At 59.8% G+C, this 15952-nt stretch carries 12 protein-coding genes; 8 read left to right on the forward strand and 4 right to left on the reverse strand.

Annotated elements, in window-relative coordinates; translation table 11 throughout:
- Positions 1-117 precede the first annotated feature (117 nt).
- The gene (locus B0E55_RS13805) at positions 118-1137 is read right to left on the reverse strand and encodes a Gfo/Idh/MocA family protein (protein ID WP_021331882.1); all 1020 of its coding nucleotides are present in this window, start codon (positions 1135-1137) and stop codon (positions 118-120) included.
- A gap of 361 nt (positions 1138-1498) precedes the next feature.
- On the opposite strand from B0E55_RS13805, the gene hisD reads away from it, so the two are divergent.
- The 6 genes from hisD to B0E55_RS31685 all read left to right on the forward strand — a co-directional run bounded on the left by hisD (position 1499) and on the right by B0E55_RS31685 (position 8890).
- Positions 1499-2821 carry a histidinol dehydrogenase gene (gene hisD / locus B0E55_RS13810; protein ID WP_080909896.1) on the forward strand — a complete coding sequence of 441 codons (1323 nt, stop codon included), beginning with the start codon at positions 1499-1501 and terminating at the stop codon, positions 2819-2821.
- Entirely contained in the window at positions 2818-4251 is a 1434-nt protein-coding gene (locus B0E55_RS13815; RefSeq protein ID WP_019745471.1) for an aspartate ammonia-lyase, read from the forward strand. Before hisD ends, B0E55_RS13815 begins: the two co-directional genes overlap by 4 nt.
- Positions 4252-4404: 153 nt before the next feature.
- Positions 4405-5991: a GMC family oxidoreductase gene (locus B0E55_RS13820; RefSeq protein ID WP_029537086.1), complete on the forward strand. Its 1587-nt coding sequence runs from the start codon at positions 4405-4407 to the stop codon at positions 5989-5991.
- Between the two features lie 40 nt (positions 5992-6031).
- A complete protein-coding gene (locus tag B0E55_RS13825; RefSeq protein ID WP_070796055.1) occupies positions 6032-7831 on the forward strand; it encodes a thiamine pyrophosphate-binding protein in 1800 nt (599 codons plus the stop codon).
- Positions 7832-7862: 31 nt separating this feature from the next.
- Positions 7863-8699, forward strand: coding sequence for a sugar phosphate isomerase/epimerase family protein (locus tag B0E55_RS13830; RefSeq protein ID WP_070795628.1), 837 nt, complete (start codon positions 7863-7865; stop codon positions 8697-8699).
- Between the two features lie 50 nt (positions 8700-8749).
- Positions 8750-8890, forward strand: coding sequence for a hypothetical protein (locus B0E55_RS31685; protein ID WP_157902081.1), 141 nt, complete (start codon positions 8750-8752; stop codon positions 8888-8890).
- A gap of 248 nt (positions 8891-9138) precedes the next feature.
- On the opposite strand, the gene B0E55_RS13840 is transcribed toward B0E55_RS31685, so the two are convergent.
- The 3 genes from B0E55_RS13840 to B0E55_RS13850 are packed head-to-tail and all read right to left on the reverse strand — an operon-like array spanning position 9139 to position 12048.
- Positions 9139-9918, reverse strand: a complete 780-nt coding sequence (locus B0E55_RS13840; RefSeq protein WP_019745466.1) for an ATP-binding cassette domain-containing protein — start codon at positions 9916-9918, stop codon at positions 9139-9141.
- Between the two features lie 33 nt (positions 9919-9951).
- Positions 9952-10920: a sugar ABC transporter substrate-binding protein gene (locus B0E55_RS13845; RefSeq protein WP_080909898.1), complete on the reverse strand. Its 969-nt coding sequence runs from the start codon at positions 10918-10920 to the stop codon at positions 9952-9954.
- Positions 10921-10968: 48 nt separating this feature from the next.
- A complete protein-coding gene (locus B0E55_RS13850; protein WP_080909899.1) occupies positions 10969-12048 on the reverse strand; it encodes an ABC transporter permease in 1080 nt (359 codons plus the stop codon).
- Between the two features lie 346 nt (positions 12049-12394).
- Here B0E55_RS13850 and B0E55_RS13855 point away from each other — a divergent pair, with 346 nt between their 5' ends.
- Together B0E55_RS13855 and B0E55_RS13860 are read left to right on the forward strand one after the other, a co-directional pair.
- A complete protein-coding gene (locus tag B0E55_RS13855; RefSeq protein WP_019745463.1) occupies positions 12395-13936 on the forward strand; it encodes a PucR family transcriptional regulator in 1542 nt (513 codons plus the stop codon).
- 957 nt (positions 13937-14893) lie between these two features.
- Positions 14894-15940 (forward strand): LacI family DNA-binding transcriptional regulator, encoded by a 1047-nt coding sequence (locus B0E55_RS13860; RefSeq protein WP_019745461.1) that lies wholly within the window; start codon positions 14894-14896, stop codon positions 15938-15940.
- Positions 15941-15952 lie beyond the last annotated feature (12 nt).

Consider the following 15952-nt stretch of genomic DNA (forward strand, 5'->3'; position numbering starts at 1 on the left):
TTCCACGAATTGTGGGATCGCGAATCTATTCCAATCCGAATTTTCGTCACGTTCAGTGGGACGTTTCATGAACCTCTACCTTGGATCGAACCAGCTCCGAGTGTGAATTGTGAACGGCTACTGTCCACAGAAGTCGACTGTGACCCGGCTAGCCGTCCTGGCCGACTCGAGTATCGAGATGCTCACTGCCAGTGCGTTGGTCGCGTCGAGTCCGTCGACGACTGGTCGGCCGTCACCGCGCGTGGCACGGGTGAAGTGTTCCAGCGTGATGTCGTACGTGTGCCGGCGGTCTTCGACATCGATCTCGTGTGATCCCCGGCGATCGTGCAGAACGACCGACCCGATGGGTTCCGGAGTCATGACGTCGGCTGCATGAAGGCTGCCGGCTGTCCCGTGCACCTCCACATACGTGGGTGCGAATGGCGTAGTGAAAGTGTCGTGGAATCGTACAAGGACGTTGTTCTCGTAGAGAATCGACGAGGAGGCTGCATCTTCGGCTTCGGTCACCCAATCTCCTTGAGCCACAGTGATCGCGCTCGCCGTCAGTGCTCTTGTGCCGAGTAGCGGATTCACGACTGATGCGTTGTGGCAGGAAAGATCCATGACGGCGCCTGATCCCGGCGCGCTACCGAGTCGCCACCCTCGCAATCGTTCGGGTAGGAGTGACGTGTGGCGAACACTGACCGACAGAATCCGGCCTATGTCGCCGCGCGTCACTGTGCGTCGAATGGCCTGGTGCGTACCTGCGGCAGGCAGGTGGTGGTTGACACCTAGGACTACGCCGGCGGATTGGCAAGCGGCGGTCATCTTCCGCGCATTGTCGATGCTCGTCGACAGCGGCTTCTCGCAGAGAACGTGTTTTCCGGCTGCTGCCGCCGCGCACACCTGCTCGAGGTGGCGATCATTTGCACTGGAGATGTAGACCGCATCGATGAGGGGATCGCTGAGCAGATCGTTCAGCTTGTTCGTTCGGTTCGATATCTCGTTCCGACGTGCGTACTGCTCGGCGTGGTCCGCATTTCCGCTGTACACGGAACTGATGTGGTGGCCGGTCCTTCGCAGTGCGGGAATCATTCGCGTTTCGGCGATATCACTCGCACCGACGATTCCCCAGACGAGATGCGGTTGTTCGCTCATCGAAGTATTCCTTCTCGGGCATCGACGATGTCGAATAGACAACGACGGCTCCGGGTATTGGCCGACTCGACGTCAGGAGTTCGGCGCGGACGAAATCTGGTAGGCCAACACTACGAAGTGGCGATAAATATCGACAGCGCCAAAACGTGCAAGCGTGAGCCGCTGATCGACCACTGTGAGCAGGCGCGAGCGCTGCACCTGCTCTGACCGTGAGCTTTCGAACGACCGGCATATCATGCACGGATTGGGCAGATTTTGGCAGAAGTGCTTCCCCCTATGTGTCTGTTCGCTGGATCACTTCGCAGGAAAGCTAGGGCTATCAGTTTGATTTCATGCCTCACCTCGAAGGAGCAACCCGCCAATGTCGTTCGTTCTCAAAGCAGCAGTCGGCGAACCAGCGCAGCGTGCCAGCAATCCGGCGGTGGTCGACACAGTCGCGGGTGTGATCGCAGACATTCGTGCCAACGGTGACGACGCGGTCCGCAAGTACTCTGACCGTTTCGACCGGTGGTCGCCGGATTCGTTCCGGCTCGACGAAGATCAGATCCGCGAGATCGTCAAGTCCGTCCCGACAACGGTCCTCGAGGACCTGCAGTTCGCGCAGCGTCAGATTCGCGACTTCGCCCAGGCGCAGCGCGATACCATCACAGACCTCGAGGTCGAGACTCTGCCCGGCGTGTTCTTGGGGCACCGGAACGTTCCGATCGACGCGGCTGCAGCCTACGTTCCGGGTGGCAGGTACCCGCTGACAGCGTCGGCGCACATGACGGTGCTGACCGCGAAGGTCGCAGGCGTCGAACGCGTCGCGGCCACGACGCCCCCGAACGACGGACTCCCGCCCCAGATCAGCATCACCGCAATGCATCTCGCCGGGGCCGACGAGATTTTCGTGCTCGGTGGCGTACAGGCGATCGCAGCGCTGGCTCTCGGTACCGAGACGATCGATCCTGTCTCGATCCTCACGGGGCCGGGCAACGCATACGTGGCAGAGGCAAAGCGTCAACTCTTCGGTGAGGTCGGAATCGATCTCTTTGCAGGCCCCACCGAAACACTGATCGTTGCCGACGATTACGCCGATCCGTTCACCATCGCAGTGGATTTACTCAGCCAGGCTGAGCACGGTCCGGATTCACCGTGTGTGTTGATCACGACGTCTGAGGCTGTGGGCAACGAGGTGACCAAACACATCGACGCATTGCTACCCGGTCTGGAGACGAACGCGATCGCCGGGCCTGCCTGGCGCGACCATGGACAGATCCACGTTGTCGGGACTCTCTCCGAAGCATATGAACTCGCGGACAAGTTTGCCTCCGAGCACGTACAGATCCTGACACGGAATCCGCGTGAAGCGCTCGACAGCATGAGCAACTACGGTGCCCTTTTCCTCGGGGAAGGAACGTGTGTTCCATACGGCGACAAAGTGATCGGGACCAACCATGTACTTCCTACTCTTGGCGCTGCGCGCTACACCGGAGGGCTCTGGGTAGGGAAGTTCCTCAAAACCCTCACTTTCCAGGAGGTGCGCGATCCGGCGGCGAGCGCCAGGATCGGCGAGATCGCTGCGCGACTGTCCCGATTGGAACGCTTCGAAGGCCACGCCCGTTCAGGTGACCTGCGTGCGGCGAAGTTCGGTGGAGCCGAACTACCGTGGGGCGAGATCCCGGTGGCGGCAAACCTCAAATGACGATGCGCATCGAGCACGACCTGCTCGGTGATCGTGAAGTGCCTGCGGAGGCCTACTACGGCATCCACACGCTGAGGGCACTGGAGAACTTCCCGATCACCGGTATTCCTCTCTCGGTCCACCCGGACATGGTATCGGCGTTGGCCGCGGTCAAGCAGGCCGCGGCTCGGGCGAACGCCGACCTCGGAATCCTCTCGCCCGAGCATGCAACAGCGATCGAGCAAGCTTGCAAGGAGATTCGCGCGGGCAGGTTCGCCGACCAGTTCGTCGTCGACGTCATTCAGGGTGGTGCCGGCACGTCCTCGAACATGAACGCCAACGAAGTGGTCGCGAACCGCGCGCTCGAAATGCTCGGCCGCGAACGGGGGCAGTACCAATTCCTCCATCCTCTCGAACACGTCAACATGAGTCAGAGCACCAACGACGTCTACCCCACCGCGATCAAAATCGGCTTGCAAGGTGCGGTCACCAGGCTTCGAGGTGCGATGGACGAACTTGCAGGCGCATTCGCGGAGAAAGCAGCCGAGTTCTCCCACGTGCTCAAGGTCGGACGGACTCAGTTGCAAGACGCGGTCCCGATGACTCTCGGTCAAGAGATCGTCACGTTCGCCGTGATGATCAAGGAGGACTCTCAGAGACTGGAAGAGGCCGCTCGGTTGATCTCGGAGATCAACCTGGGAGGGACGGCGATAGGCACCGGTCTCAATGCGCACCCGGAGTACGCCAGACGTGTGCGTGAGCACCTGGTGTCGATCACCGGTCTCGACATCTCGACGGCATCGGATCTCATCGAAGCAACCCAGGACGTCGGGGCCTTCGTTCAGTTGTCGGGAGTGCTCAAGCGCACTGCGGTCAAGCTGTCCAAGATCTGCAACGATCTGAGATTGCTGTCCTCGGGCCCACGCGCAGGGCTGGGTGAGATCAATTTACCTGCGGTGCAGGCGGGTTCGTCGATCATGCCCGGCAAGGTCAATCCGGTCATTCCCGAAGTGGTCAATCAGATTGCCTACCGGGTGGTGGGAAACGATCTGACCATCACCATGGCTGCCGAGGCGGGTCAACTGCAGCTCAACGCATTCGAACCTGTCATTGCACACAGCCTGTTCGAGACTGCAGAACTCCTCACGCGGGGCTGCACTGTGTTGCGCGAGCGATGCGTGATCGGCATTACCGCCAACGTCGCGCATCTCGAACGAACGGTCGCGGCTTCGATCGGTGTCGTGACCGCGCTCAATCCCTACATCGGCTACACAGCCGCGACGGAATTGGCGGCGGACGCGCTTGCTTCCGGTCGCACCGTCGTGGAGTTGGTGCTCGAACGCGGGTTGTTGGGCAAGGAGGATTTGGACGCGATCATGGAGCCTGCGAATTTGGCACGAACTGCGATCGTGTCGGCTCCCGATTTCGATCCGCTCGTCCCGTCGACCTGACCAGGTCTTCAGGGCGGTTGACACCGCACATGTGGGCGGTATCGTTTAGTGATACGTATAACTACTTGCAGTCCTGTTGCGTCAGGATTGACAGAAGCTGAGTCGGCACGGTTCAAGGACGTACAGCGTCAAGCCAGCCAGGAGACGGAAACCATGTTCGAAAAGACACGAATGGACAGTCATCCCCCCTGTAAGAGCAACTACGACGTCATCGTCGTGGGAAGCGGAATGGGGGGTGGAACGATGGCATACGCTCTCAAGGATTCCGGCCTCGATGTGCTCTTGATCGAGAGGGGAGACTTCCTTCCACAGGAACGTCAGAATTGGGACCCCCGAGCGGTGTTCGAGAAAGATCGGTACAAGAACGCCGAAAAATGGGTCGACACCGAAGGGCGGGAGTTCGCCCCCGGCACCTACTATTACGTCGGCGGAAACACCAAATTCTACGGTGGCTCGCTGGTCAGGTTCAGGAGGGAGGATTTTCAGTCCTCACGGCATCACGACGGTGAATCGCCGGCATGGCCGTTCTCGTACGACGATCTCGAACCCTACTACGCACGTGCCGAGCAGGTGTACAAGGTTCACGGCGACCACACCGACGACCCGACGTTGCCACGCAACGAACCGTTTCCGTACCCTCCCGTAGGGCACGAGCCAGCGATACAGCAGGTCGCCGACGATATGCGTAAGGCGGGTTTCACCCCTTCCAATCTCCCGCTCGGGGTCGACCTTCGGCAGGGTGGGTCATGTATTCGATGCAAGACATGCGACGGGTTCCCTTGCCGTACCTTGGCGAAATCGGATGCCGACGTCTGTTGCGTGCGACCCGCACTCGATTCGGGCAACGTCGAAATCGTCACGAACGGGTACGTGGAGAAGGTGCTGACCGACGATTCCGGACGTCGAGCATCAGGCGTCGAAGTGACCCATCGCGGCGTCACCTCCACCGTACGTGCGGATACGGTCGTAATCTCCTGTGGTGCGGTCAATTCTGCAGCGCTGCTGCTACGTTCGGCCACGTCTGTCCATCCTGACGGGCTCGCAAATTCCTCCGGAATGGTCGGTCGTAACTACATGGTGCACATGAACTCGATCATGGTGGCCATCGACCCACTCAAGAAGAACAAGTCCGAGTTTCAAAAGACGTTGTACTTCAACGACTTCTACCTGCGTGGCACTGACGATCATCCGTATCCGCTGGGCCACGTGCAACTGATCGGGAAGCTCCAGGCGGAGATGATCAAGGGGCAACGGCCCCACATCCCCAAATGGGCGTTGAGCCTTGCCACGAACCGTAGTACCGATTGGTGGCTGTTCACGGAGGATCTGCCCAACCCTGAAAATCGTGTCACGCTGACTCCCGGAGGGCGTATCCAGATCGCGTGGGAACCGAATAACGTCCGGGCACACGAGGTTCTGGTTCGCGAGACGCGAAAAATGCTTCGCAAGATCGGATTTCCAGTGGTCATCAGTGAAGGAACCGGGATAGAGGTCAACTCGCATCAGGCCGGAACCGTTCGGCTCGGTACCGACCCGGCTACATCGGTCCTCGATCCGAGTTGCCAGGCACACGATGTCGACAACCTGTATGTCGTCGACTCCTCCTTCTTTCCGTCGCTCCCGGTGATGAATCCGGCGCTGTCGATCGCGGCGAACGCGTTGCGTGTTGCAGATTCGATCATCGCTCGAAGCGGCGACTCCACGGCGGGTGCATCGCACGGCTCGTCGATCTCTGCATAAATTGCTCACCCCAATTCTTTTCGATTCGAAAGTGAAGAACATGACTGTGCAAAAGCTCACCGGTGGCCAGATGGTGGTCGACATACTGATCCGTGAAGGAGTTGAAAAGGTATTCGCTATTCCGGGACACGGCAATACGGCGTTACTTGATGCGTTCGTCGACCGGGCCGACGAAATCGAGTTGGTTCCCGCCATCCACGAGCAGGGCGCCGCACACATGGCCGACGGCTACTACCGCGCATCGGGCAAGATCGCGGCCGTCTGTACTTCCATCGGACCGGGAGCGACGAACACCGTAACCGGAATCGCGACTGCGTTCGCGGACTCGCAGCCGATGATTCTGATCACCGGTGCCGTTCACACGTATATGGAGAACCGCGGCGTCCTCCAGGAGATCGATCGGCCGCACGGGAACAATTTCCCACGGATGGTCGAGCCGGTCGTCAAGCGCTGGTGGCAGCCCGGTCGACTGGAGCAGCTACCTTCCGCGATGGCTCAGGCGTTCAACACGATGCTCGAAGGTCGCAGAGGGCCTGTCCTGGTGGATATCCCGCAGGACCTGCAAGCTGAGTACGGCGACTATGTTCCAGAGTTGTACTCGCGCCGAGCTCAGACCCGGGCGACTGGTGATCCCGTCGCCATTGCCGAGGCAGCCAAGCTACTGGCGGGTGCTAAGCGTCCCGTGATCCTCGCTGGCGGAGGCGTCATCGCAGCCGAGGCCGGTGCGGAACTCCTCACACTGGCGGAACGTCTCGGCGCTCCCGTGACGCACTCCTTCCAGGGCAAAGGCGCATTCCCTGCAGACCACGATCTGTACGCGTGGCCGTGCGGCGACATGGGATCGATTCCTGGTAACGGAGTCACCAAGACCGCCGACGTCATTCTTGCAGTGGGTTGCCGGTTCAGCGATCGCATCACGTCCTCGTACCGCCCGGGAGTCACATTCGACATCCCTAACACGAAACTCGTTCACATAGACATCGACGGATTCGAGATCGGCCGCAACTACCCGGTCGAGGTCGGGATCGTCGGCGACGCCAAGACCTCGCTCGCGTCTCTGATCGACGAACTCGGCGCACCGGCAGCGGATTACGACTTCCGAGCAACCGACTACTACGCCGAACTTCAGGACTTGAAGGCGCAGTGGGACGAGCACCTGCGCCCTATGCGTGAGACCGATTACTTACCGATGACCAACTCGCGGGCAATGGTCGAGATCCGAAAGGTTCTTCCGCGTAACGGAATTCTGGTCACCGATTCCAGCAACCCGGCAAACCAGGCGTTCAACGAATTCCCGATCTACGAGCCGAAGAGCAACATCGTTGCCGGCGGATTCTCCGGAATCGGATTCGGTGTACCTGCCGCGATCGGCGCCGCGATCGGCGCACCGGACAAGCCGGTTCTCGCGCTCGTCGGCGATGGCGCGTTCCTACAGACCGGCACGGAGATCGCAGCTGCCGCCATGAGCGGCGTCAATGTCGTCTTCGTCGTTCTGAACAACGGTGGCTGGGAAGCAATCAAGGACCTTCAGATCAATCTCTTCGGCGCGGAACGGGAAATCATCTCAGGGTGGAAGTTGCCGGATGGATCCCCGTACTTCGCCGATATCACTGCGTTCGCCCAGTCCCTCGGATGCAAGTCCGAGCGTGTCGAGGATCCGGCAAAGCTCGGCGCCGCTGTTCAGCGCGCATTCGAGACCGAGGGCCCCGTAGTCATCGAGGCGATCAGTGCTCGCGAGCTGCCCTGGACCGAGATGCATGCAATGGGTTGGTGGGATATCACCGTACCGGCGTACCACGGCGAAGTTCGAGACGACTACGTGAACCAGCGCGGCTTCTGACCCACCCCTCACCGGAAAGTAGTTGTAAGTCATGGGCAACATCAAACTCGGACTTAATCTGGAGTTCGCGCGATACGAGAACGGCTCTTTCGATTGGGCCATGGACCAAGCTGCTGAGATCGGCTACAAGTACGTCGAGCCGATGGTGCACTGGGGTCGTGAACTGCTCAGTGCAGCAGGATATTTCCACAGTCGGTCCATGCTCGACGATCCGTTGATCCTACGGAATGCGGCCGAAGATCGCGGTCTCAGCATCTCGTCGCTGTCGAGCCACGCACCACTCGCCAAGCCGGAGGTGGCAGTGGAGTACTTCCGCCAGGCCATCCGTTACGCCGCGGAGGCAGGTTCTCCGATGATCATGGTCGACGATGGACCCACCCCGTCTTGGACCACGGAGGAAGAGAACTACACGCTCATGCGGTACACCCTGAAGGAGGCAGCGCTGGTCGCGGAACCCCGGGGTATCAAGATCGCAATCGAGACCCACGGGCCGTACACCGCGACTCCGGAGCGCCTCGACAAGATCATGAATTTGGTCGACAGTCCTGCCCTGACGATCAACCTCGATACCGGAAACAGCTACCTGAGTGAGAACGATCCGCACGAGTGGCTCGAAGCCATCATCGGTCAGGTCACGCACCTGCACGCCAAGGACATCGCGTTAGACGACGCGAAACGTCTACGCGGAAAAGTGCGAGGCATGCTGGGATGCGCATGCGGTGAAGGCGTCATCGACTGGAAGCGCATCGTCGACACACTCGCCGCGGCCGACCACGACGTCGTCTTGTCGGTGGAGTGCGGCACGCTCGACGCCGCGAAGAAGAGCTACACCCACCTCAGCGCATTGATCGAAGCAGTCGGTCAGTAGCCGTGTTCGGTTTGGAGACGCATCCGGGAAACATGAATACAGTCGTGATCATGAACCCGTCCGTGATGAAGCAGAGGATTCCGAACGGTGAAGTGCCGACCGTCGAGGAGTTCGTGACAGCCCCGCCTGCCGTACGCGCACTGCCGATCCCGCGGATCGAAGCCGTCGACGGCCGAATACAGATCAACTAACCGAACACCGAAAGTGCTCGGGCCCAACCTCATCAGGTTGGGCCCGAGCACTTTTCGTCTCGGCGGCTGTAGTTCTGCCTCGTCTGGGGCGGTGGGGGCCAGATGGGTGATGGAAAGGGTCTCGGATGTCCGACGCCGACGGTGACGGTGAGACAGTGAGTCTCGGATCCGCGACACGAACAGGCCCGTCGACAGTCGTGGTGACTTCAGACGGGCCTGTACGTCGATCTGCTTGCAGCTACAGCTGCTTACGTGACGGCTTCTGCTGGTCGGGCGCCGGTGATCATCGAGACGATCTCGTCGGCGGTGGTTTCCTTGGTGTTTCGGCACCCGACGACCTGGCCTCGCCGGAAAACGTACACCCGGTCGGTCAGTTCCAGCACCTGTTGCATGTTGTGGCTGACGATGATGACCGCGACTCCGCGTTGTTTGAGGCGTTTGATGATGTCGTGGACGTGGGCGGTCTCCTGCAGGCCCAATGCCGCTGTGGGTTCGTCCATGATGATGAGCTTTGATCCCCAACCGGATGCGCGGGCGATGGCAATACCCTGGCGCTGGCCACCGGAAAGACCCCGAACGGTCCGGTGTACCTCGGGCACGTTCACTCCGATCTCCGTGAGCAATTCGGTTGCACGCTTGGCCATCTTGCGTCTGTTGAGCACGCTCAAGCCGCCCAGGTTGATCAGCTTCTCTTCACGCCCGAGGAACAGGTTGGTCAGGACGTCGAGGTCATCTGCGAGTGAAAGATCCTGATAGACGGTTTCGATCCCGGCTTCGCGTGCATCGATTGGGCTTTGGAACTCACAGTCCGCACCGTCGAATCGGATGGTGCCATCACTCGACGGTTGCGCGCCGGAAAGGATCTTGACGAAGGTGGACTTGCCTGCGCCGTTGTCGCCCATGATGGCGATGTGCTCACCGTGTCCGACGCTGATGGAGGCGCCTTGCAAAGCTTTGACGCCGCCGTAGAACTTGGAGAGGTTCGTAGTCTGGAGAAGAGGCTCGGTGGTGTTGGTGATAGTACTCATTGAGGTGGTTCCGATCTGGGGGGTCGTCTCGAATCAGTACGCTGCGGGAGAGTCGGCGACATTGGCGGATGTTACGGGCGGGATCGGGACGAAGATCTTGGGTTGCACCGTGCCACCGTCCAGCAAGGTCAGCATGGCGGCGACAGCTTCTCGCGCCATCTCCTTGGGATCGCCGTTGATGGTTCCGTACGTGTCTCCCGCGAGGATGCTCTCGCGCATCTCTTCCGGATAGTCGTTGCCAACGAAGACGATTTCGCTTCGGCCCATCGACTTGGCCAGGCGGGCGCCCGCAGCCAATTCGGGTCCTTGCGCGACGACGGCGTTGATCTGCCCTGCCGGATACTTCGCGAGCCAGTCCTGGGTCAGGCTGATGGTCTTGTCGTTCGCCCAGTTGTTCGGCTGCTCTTCGACGAGTTTGACGTCGGGGAAGTTCTCCTGCAGTTCGGCACGGAACCCTTCCGACCGACCGATCTGCGGCCCACTGCCGAGGATGCCGGTCATCAAGGCGACGTTGCCCCGATTGCCAATTGCTCCTGCGACCATCTTCGCCTGCTCGCGTCCGACCTGAACGTCGTCGGTCCCGACGAACGAGGAGACCGGGGCGTCTTCTGACAGCGCCAGGGAGAATGCGATGACCGGGATTCCTGCTGCTTCGGCTCGTTTGATTGACGGAGTCATGCTGTCCTGGTCGCTGGGGGCGAGGAGAATTGCGTCGACCTTCTGCGTGACCAGCTGGTCCATTCCGCTACTCATCTGAGCGATGTCGTTGTGCCCGTTGACAACACTGAGCTTGTATCCCGCAGCTTCAGCTTCTTCTTGCACAGTCGAGATGGCTACGTTCATCCACGGGTCGACGCCGACGTCGTACACCACGAAGCCCAGCGTCTTGTTCGCACCCGAGGAAGGTGCGGTTCCGCAGGCCGTGAGTGCGACGGCGACGAACGCGGCCAGGCAAAGGGCAAATGCGGTTTTGATCGTTCGGGACGTTCTTCTTACGGTCATATGTTGTCACTCCTGGAATGTGGTTGGCTGCGAGTGGAATCGGACGTATCAGCGTTTGCGGGCGCTGCGGAACGCTTCGAAGCCGACTGCGAGCAGAACGGCCGTACCCGTCAGCGCCGGCTGCCAGTAAGCGGAAACGCTGTACAGGTTCAGTGCGTTTGTGAGGACGGTGAGCGACAGGATGCCGATCACCGCGGAGCTGATGCCGCCGACTCCGCCAGTGAGTGGTGTGCCGCCGATGATGACGGCGGCGATGGCGAGAAGTGCCCACTGTGTACCTGTTGCCGGACTCCCGATTCCCGAGATCGAGACGAGAAGAATTCCTGCGATGGCAGCGCACAGTCCGCCGATCGCATAGACGGCAATCAGAACCCGATCGACATGGATTCCGGCACGACGCGAGCCTTCCTTGTTGCTCCCGACGGCGTAGATGTGCTGGCCGAAGAGCGTGCATCGTAAGACGAACAACAGAATCAGGATGACCACGACGAATGTGAGACTGGCAAAGGAGATTCCAGCGATGTTCCTCAAGCCAAGATCGGTCCATCCGGAAGGAAGAGGAGCGATCGGGGTGGCGCCGGTTGCGGCGTACAGCAGTCCGGTGACGACGGCTTGTGTACCGAACGTGGCCACAAATGGGTTGATGCCGATCTTGGCTACGAGGATGCCGTTCACGAAGCCGGCGAGTAGACCGGCGACCAATCCGACGAGAATTCCGATGGCTATACCGTGCTGGAGACTGACGTACGCTGCCGCGCATCCGGCTGCCGCTGCCACGATTCCGACCGAGAGATCGAAGCCACCTGAGATAATCATCAGCTGCATACCGCCGGCAATGATTCCGACCATCGCCGCCTGTTGCAGCACGTTCAGCAGGTTGTCCGACTGCCGAAAGATCGGGTTGGCGATGCACAGAATCACCACCGATGCGGCCAGTACAGTCAGCATCACCCGCTGAACGACCTGCGACGGTGTGCTTGGCAGAATGCGTTTGAGCAGAACAGGTAGCCATTCCTGCGAGGATGCGTGGGGCGGCTGGGGTGCCGCGGAACGAGTGGAACGGCCGATGTCATCGACAGAGATTCGCGCGCTTGGCGGCCGTTTCTGCTGGTCTTCGGTCAGGGGCATTGAGGACTCCTCGAAAGGGTGTGTCGGTGTTCGGTCGAAAGAGCGAAATCAGGTCACCCGGCGGCACGGCGTTGTGCGTGTCGAGATTTGGATCGGTGCCATGCAGTTCGCGTTCGGTTCGTGAACCGGTAGCGATTACTCGGACGGTGGGCCGGGTCTATATGGGCGCTGAAACAAATCTTCGGACAGGTAGGAAGCGGGTTCGCCATGTGTCTCAACTCTGTTTGGCGCCCCCCGGTGAAGCCCTGGGGTTGTAGAAATACTGTCCTGTGACTGCATTCACAGCTAGACGCAAGGCGGGAAAGATATCTCGGCTGAGCGACACGTTTTGTGTAGTGTCTTTGACATGTCTTTCACGGTTGCGGACGCTCTGGAACTCTCACTGATCCGCGCGGCCGGTCCTCACGTACTCACCAACGGAACGGATCTGGATCAACGCGAAGTCCGATGGGTTCACTCGTCCGAGATCCCCGATATCGCACGATTTCTCAGCGGCGGCGAATTGTTGCTGACGGCGGGCCTCGGTATAGGGGAAACAGAAGCCGAGCAGCGTGCTTACGTGAAGGCGGTTTCTCGAGCGGGTGCGGCAGCTCTGGTGATCGAAGAATCCGGTCGCATGTTCGATCGAGTTCCTGAAGCTGTTGTACAGGAAGCCCAACAAATGCTGCTTCCGGTGATCGCGTTGACCCACGAAGTGTCGTTCGCCGGAGTCTCCGCCCAGGTGCACGAAATTCTGACCGAAATGCGACTTCGGAGCCTGACTCGTGAGCGTGAGGTCGAAGCAACATTCTCGGGATTGCTGCTCGACGGCGCAGACCATCTCGGAATAGTGGAGACTCTGGCGGCGCTCACCGACAGCACGGTGGTTCTGGAAAACATCGCGCACCGGGTGACGGTCTATTTTTCAGTGGACGGTGTCGAATTCGATGACGACGAGTGGAATCGTCACGCCAGAGTATCGCACGACAATGAAACTGATTGTGTCCGAAGGCCCGTCGTCATGCGTGGTCAACCGTGGGGGTGGATCCACGTGCTCCAGGGACAATCGCCGACCGCGCCGTTCTCGGCTGAATTCGCGGCGGAGCGGGCAGCAGCAGCGATCGCGATCTCGCTTCTCACCGATCGTAGCCGCGAGGCGCGTGACGATCAGCGCAGTACCGCTTTGATGACACACTTGCTGCTGGGAGAAATTTCCGGCGATGAGTTCGTGAAGCAGGCCAGTCGTCTGGGGTATCGGCTCGGATCTGGCCTGATGCGAGTGTTCGTGGCCAACAAGAATACTCGTGACGATTCTGGTGGAATCCGGCCCAAGCGCAGGAGCAGTCCCAATGCGATCAGTGCCGACATGGGTGATTACATCGTCACGGTGGCGCCGGAAGTGAGTGGCCGTCCGCCGGAGATCGAGGATCTTGTCGGTTTCGTCGGAGCGGGTGTCGGTGTGAGCCGCGCTATTTCACGTGACATGGTTGCTGTCGCGCTCACTCAAGCGCGCAGTGCTGCGGCGGTCGCCCGAGCTTCTGGTGGTGTCCTTCACTTCGACGAACTGGGGGTCGAGCGGATTTTGGTGACCCTGGCGCAGGGCCCGGAACTGGCGAGCTTCGTCGAAGACGAATTGGGTCCGTTGTTGACGAAGGATGCGCACTCGGCCAGTCCGCTGCTGCCGACACTGCGTGCGTTTCTCAGCGTCGACGGGCGCAAGACTGAAGCGGCGGACAAACTCTACGTGCAGCGCAGAACTCTGTACAACAGGTTGGAGCGGATCTCCACGATTCTCGGAAAATCCCTTGATGCCCCGGAAACACGGCAGCGCTTGCTGTTGGCAGTCAAAGGTCTTGAGCTGCTGGAGGGTTCGGCGATCAGTTCGTCGCGACGTTCCGGAAGGAACTAGCGTTCCGGCTTCGATGAGGGGGACGGCGGTTCCTGCCGTGGCTAAACCTATACTGATCGCCCTGCTAGCTCCGCGCGCGGCAATGAGACGGCCTGTTGCCAGCAATCCGCACAGGGAACCACCGGGCAGTCCCAAGATGACGAAACCGAGTCCGCTGGTGGTGAGCTCGAGTGCATTCTTGACGTCGGGTGTCACTGTCACCCAAGAGGCTTGGCAAGCTCCGAGAAGTGCGAAGATGACAAGCTGTGCCCATTTCGTGCGGCCGAGCACGAAGGGCAACTTCGGGTAGAGCATTTCGTTGATTCTCTTCGTAGAAGAGTTGAGTGAATCGTATCACCCGGTGATACGATTCACTCGTGTCTGTGGTGGTGAAACAAGGTGAAGGTTGAGATGTGGCGCGACAGGCGGAAGTATCGCAAACCACGGTGTCGCGCCTACCGTTTCCCGAAGTGTTCGGTCGGGGTAATCGCCGCTGCCGACAGTACCTCTCACGGACGTCATCGTTCGTACATTCGCGGGACCTTCAGTGCAGAAACATCTTTGAAACTATCGAGGCAACGGCAGGAGTGGGGCGACGAACATGGCTAGTCACCGTATGGAGGAAGAAGTGGGGTACGTCTGTGTCACGTGTCGCCATATCGGTTCGTCGTTGCCTATGCCCAAGCCGTCTGTGCCGCTGGCCGTGCGAGCTCGATGCAACCTCTGTGGCGAGATCGACACGGCGATGTCGGGGCGGAAAGACGATGTGCCATACCGTGTCGAGCTCTTCGGGGGCTTTCGTAGAGCTTGGACCCATGCAGTCCGGTGTGGGCGAATGTGTGAACACCATCTACTGTGACGACAGGTCAACCGAAGCCAACACTCGGTTGAAACGAGACCACGATAGAATTCGTGAGATCGTCAAGGGTTACGGCGGATGATTCGTCCGGAGCAAGGGGAGTCGCTTCAGTGGTTACGATGAAGGACGTGGCGCGGGCAGCAGGCGTCTCCCAAGCCGCTGTCTCATACGCGTTCAGTAACTCTCCGAAAGTTTCTGCATCGCAGCGCGATCACATCTACGCAGTCGCTCAGTCTCTGTCCTACGCCGGGCCGAACATCGTCGGCAGTAGCCTGCGCTCCGGCCGAGTTGGAGCGGTTGGCATCATGGTGATGGAGTCGTTGGGGCACGCACTGGAAGACCCGTCGACCATGCTGTTGATGAAGGGGGTAGTCGAAGTCAACGAACTCGCCGACGTTGCCCTCACTTTGTTGCCGTTGGTCTCCAGTAGGGAAGAAGGATTCAATTCTCCCGCGGTCAGAGGTTTGGTCGACGGAGTAGTCCTGCACAATGTGACTCCTACCCACCCGATCATTGCGGCCCTGATTCACTCAGGAACGCCGGCAGTTGCGATCGATTCACCCGCGGACTGCGGCTTGCCATTCATCGGAATCGATGATCGCGCTGCGGGATTCAAGCAGATGGCCCATCTCTTGGATCTCGGGCACCGAAGAATCGGTGTGGTCTGCGAACGTTTGAACATCGGTGGCACCGACGGGCCGATCTCCAAGGCAGTTGTCGAACACTCTTCGGAGCGGGTCCAGCGAGATCGGATCCTCGGGTACTTCGATGCTGCAACTGCACGGGGAGATGCCGGTATCTCGATTGAGGTTTACGAGGCTTCAGGTATCGATCGTGACAGCGGCGTCCGTGCTGTTCGCTCGATGGTCGAGATACTGAATCCGACCGCAATAGCCACGACATCAGATGTCTTTGCCGTCGCTGCCTTGAGCGTGCTTCGTGGCATGAATATCTCAGTACCTGAGGTTGTTTCGGTTGTCGGATTCGACGATGCGCCAATCGCCGAACTCATGGATCTGACCACTGTGCGTCAACCGCTGGTGGAGAAGGGGCGCGCCGCAGCTTCCATGCTGCTCGACAATATCGACGGCGCCAAGCGGAGGCAGAAAATCTTCAAAACCAAGCTGATCGTCCGAAACTCGACAGGCCCGGTCAGCACAGTCTGAACGAGACCATGC

Origin of the sequence: Rhodococcus sp. 66b, assembly GCF_002076325.1 — a bacterium.
In the GTDB taxonomy this organism is placed as follows: domain Bacteria; phylum Actinomycetota; class Actinomycetes; order Mycobacteriales; family Mycobacteriaceae; genus Rhodococcus_F; species Rhodococcus_F erythropolis.

What these genes read in the sequence shown, in the direction of transcription:
- B0E55_RS13850 (WP_080909899.1), bottom strand. Translation starts at nt 12,048, where the DNA reads ATGCCCCTGACCGAAGACCAGCAGAAACGGCCGCCAAGCGCGCGAATC.
- B0E55_RS13820 (WP_029537086.1), top strand. Translation starts at nt 4,405, where the DNA reads ATGTTCGAAAAGACACGAATGGACAGTCATCCCCCCTGTAAGAGCAAC.
- B0E55_RS13830 (WP_070795628.1), top strand. Translation starts at nt 7,863, where the DNA reads ATGGGCAACATCAAACTCGGACTTAATCTGGAGTTCGCGCGATACGAG.
- B0E55_RS13845 (WP_080909898.1), bottom strand. Translation starts at nt 10,920, where the DNA reads ATGACCGTAAGAAGAACGTCCCGAACGATCAAAACCGCATTTGCCCTT.
- hisD (WP_080909896.1), top strand. Translation starts at nt 1,499, where the DNA reads ATGTCGTTCGTTCTCAAAGCAGCAGTCGGCGAACCAGCGCAGCGTGCC.
- B0E55_RS31685 (WP_157902081.1), top strand. Translation starts at nt 8,750, where the DNA reads ATGAACCCGTCCGTGATGAAGCAGAGGATTCCGAACGGTGAAGTGCCG.
- B0E55_RS13840 (WP_019745466.1), bottom strand. Translation starts at nt 9,918, where the DNA reads ATGAGTACTATCACCAACACCACCGAGCCTCTTCTCCAGACTACGAAC.
- B0E55_RS13855 (WP_019745463.1), top strand. Translation starts at nt 12,395, where the DNA reads ATGTCTTTCACGGTTGCGGACGCTCTGGAACTCTCACTGATCCGCGCG.
- B0E55_RS13805 (WP_021331882.1), bottom strand. Translation starts at nt 1,137, where the DNA reads ATGAGCGAACAACCGCATCTCGTCTGGGGAATCGTCGGTGCGAGTGAT.
- B0E55_RS13825 (WP_070796055.1), top strand. Translation starts at nt 6,032, where the DNA reads ATGACTGTGCAAAAGCTCACCGGTGGCCAGATGGTGGTCGACATACTG.
- B0E55_RS13860 (WP_019745461.1), top strand. Translation starts at nt 14,894, where the DNA reads ATGAAGGACGTGGCGCGGGCAGCAGGCGTCTCCCAAGCCGCTGTCTCA.
- B0E55_RS13815 (WP_019745471.1), top strand. Translation starts at nt 2,818, where the DNA reads ATGACGATGCGCATCGAGCACGACCTGCTCGGTGATCGTGAAGTGCCT.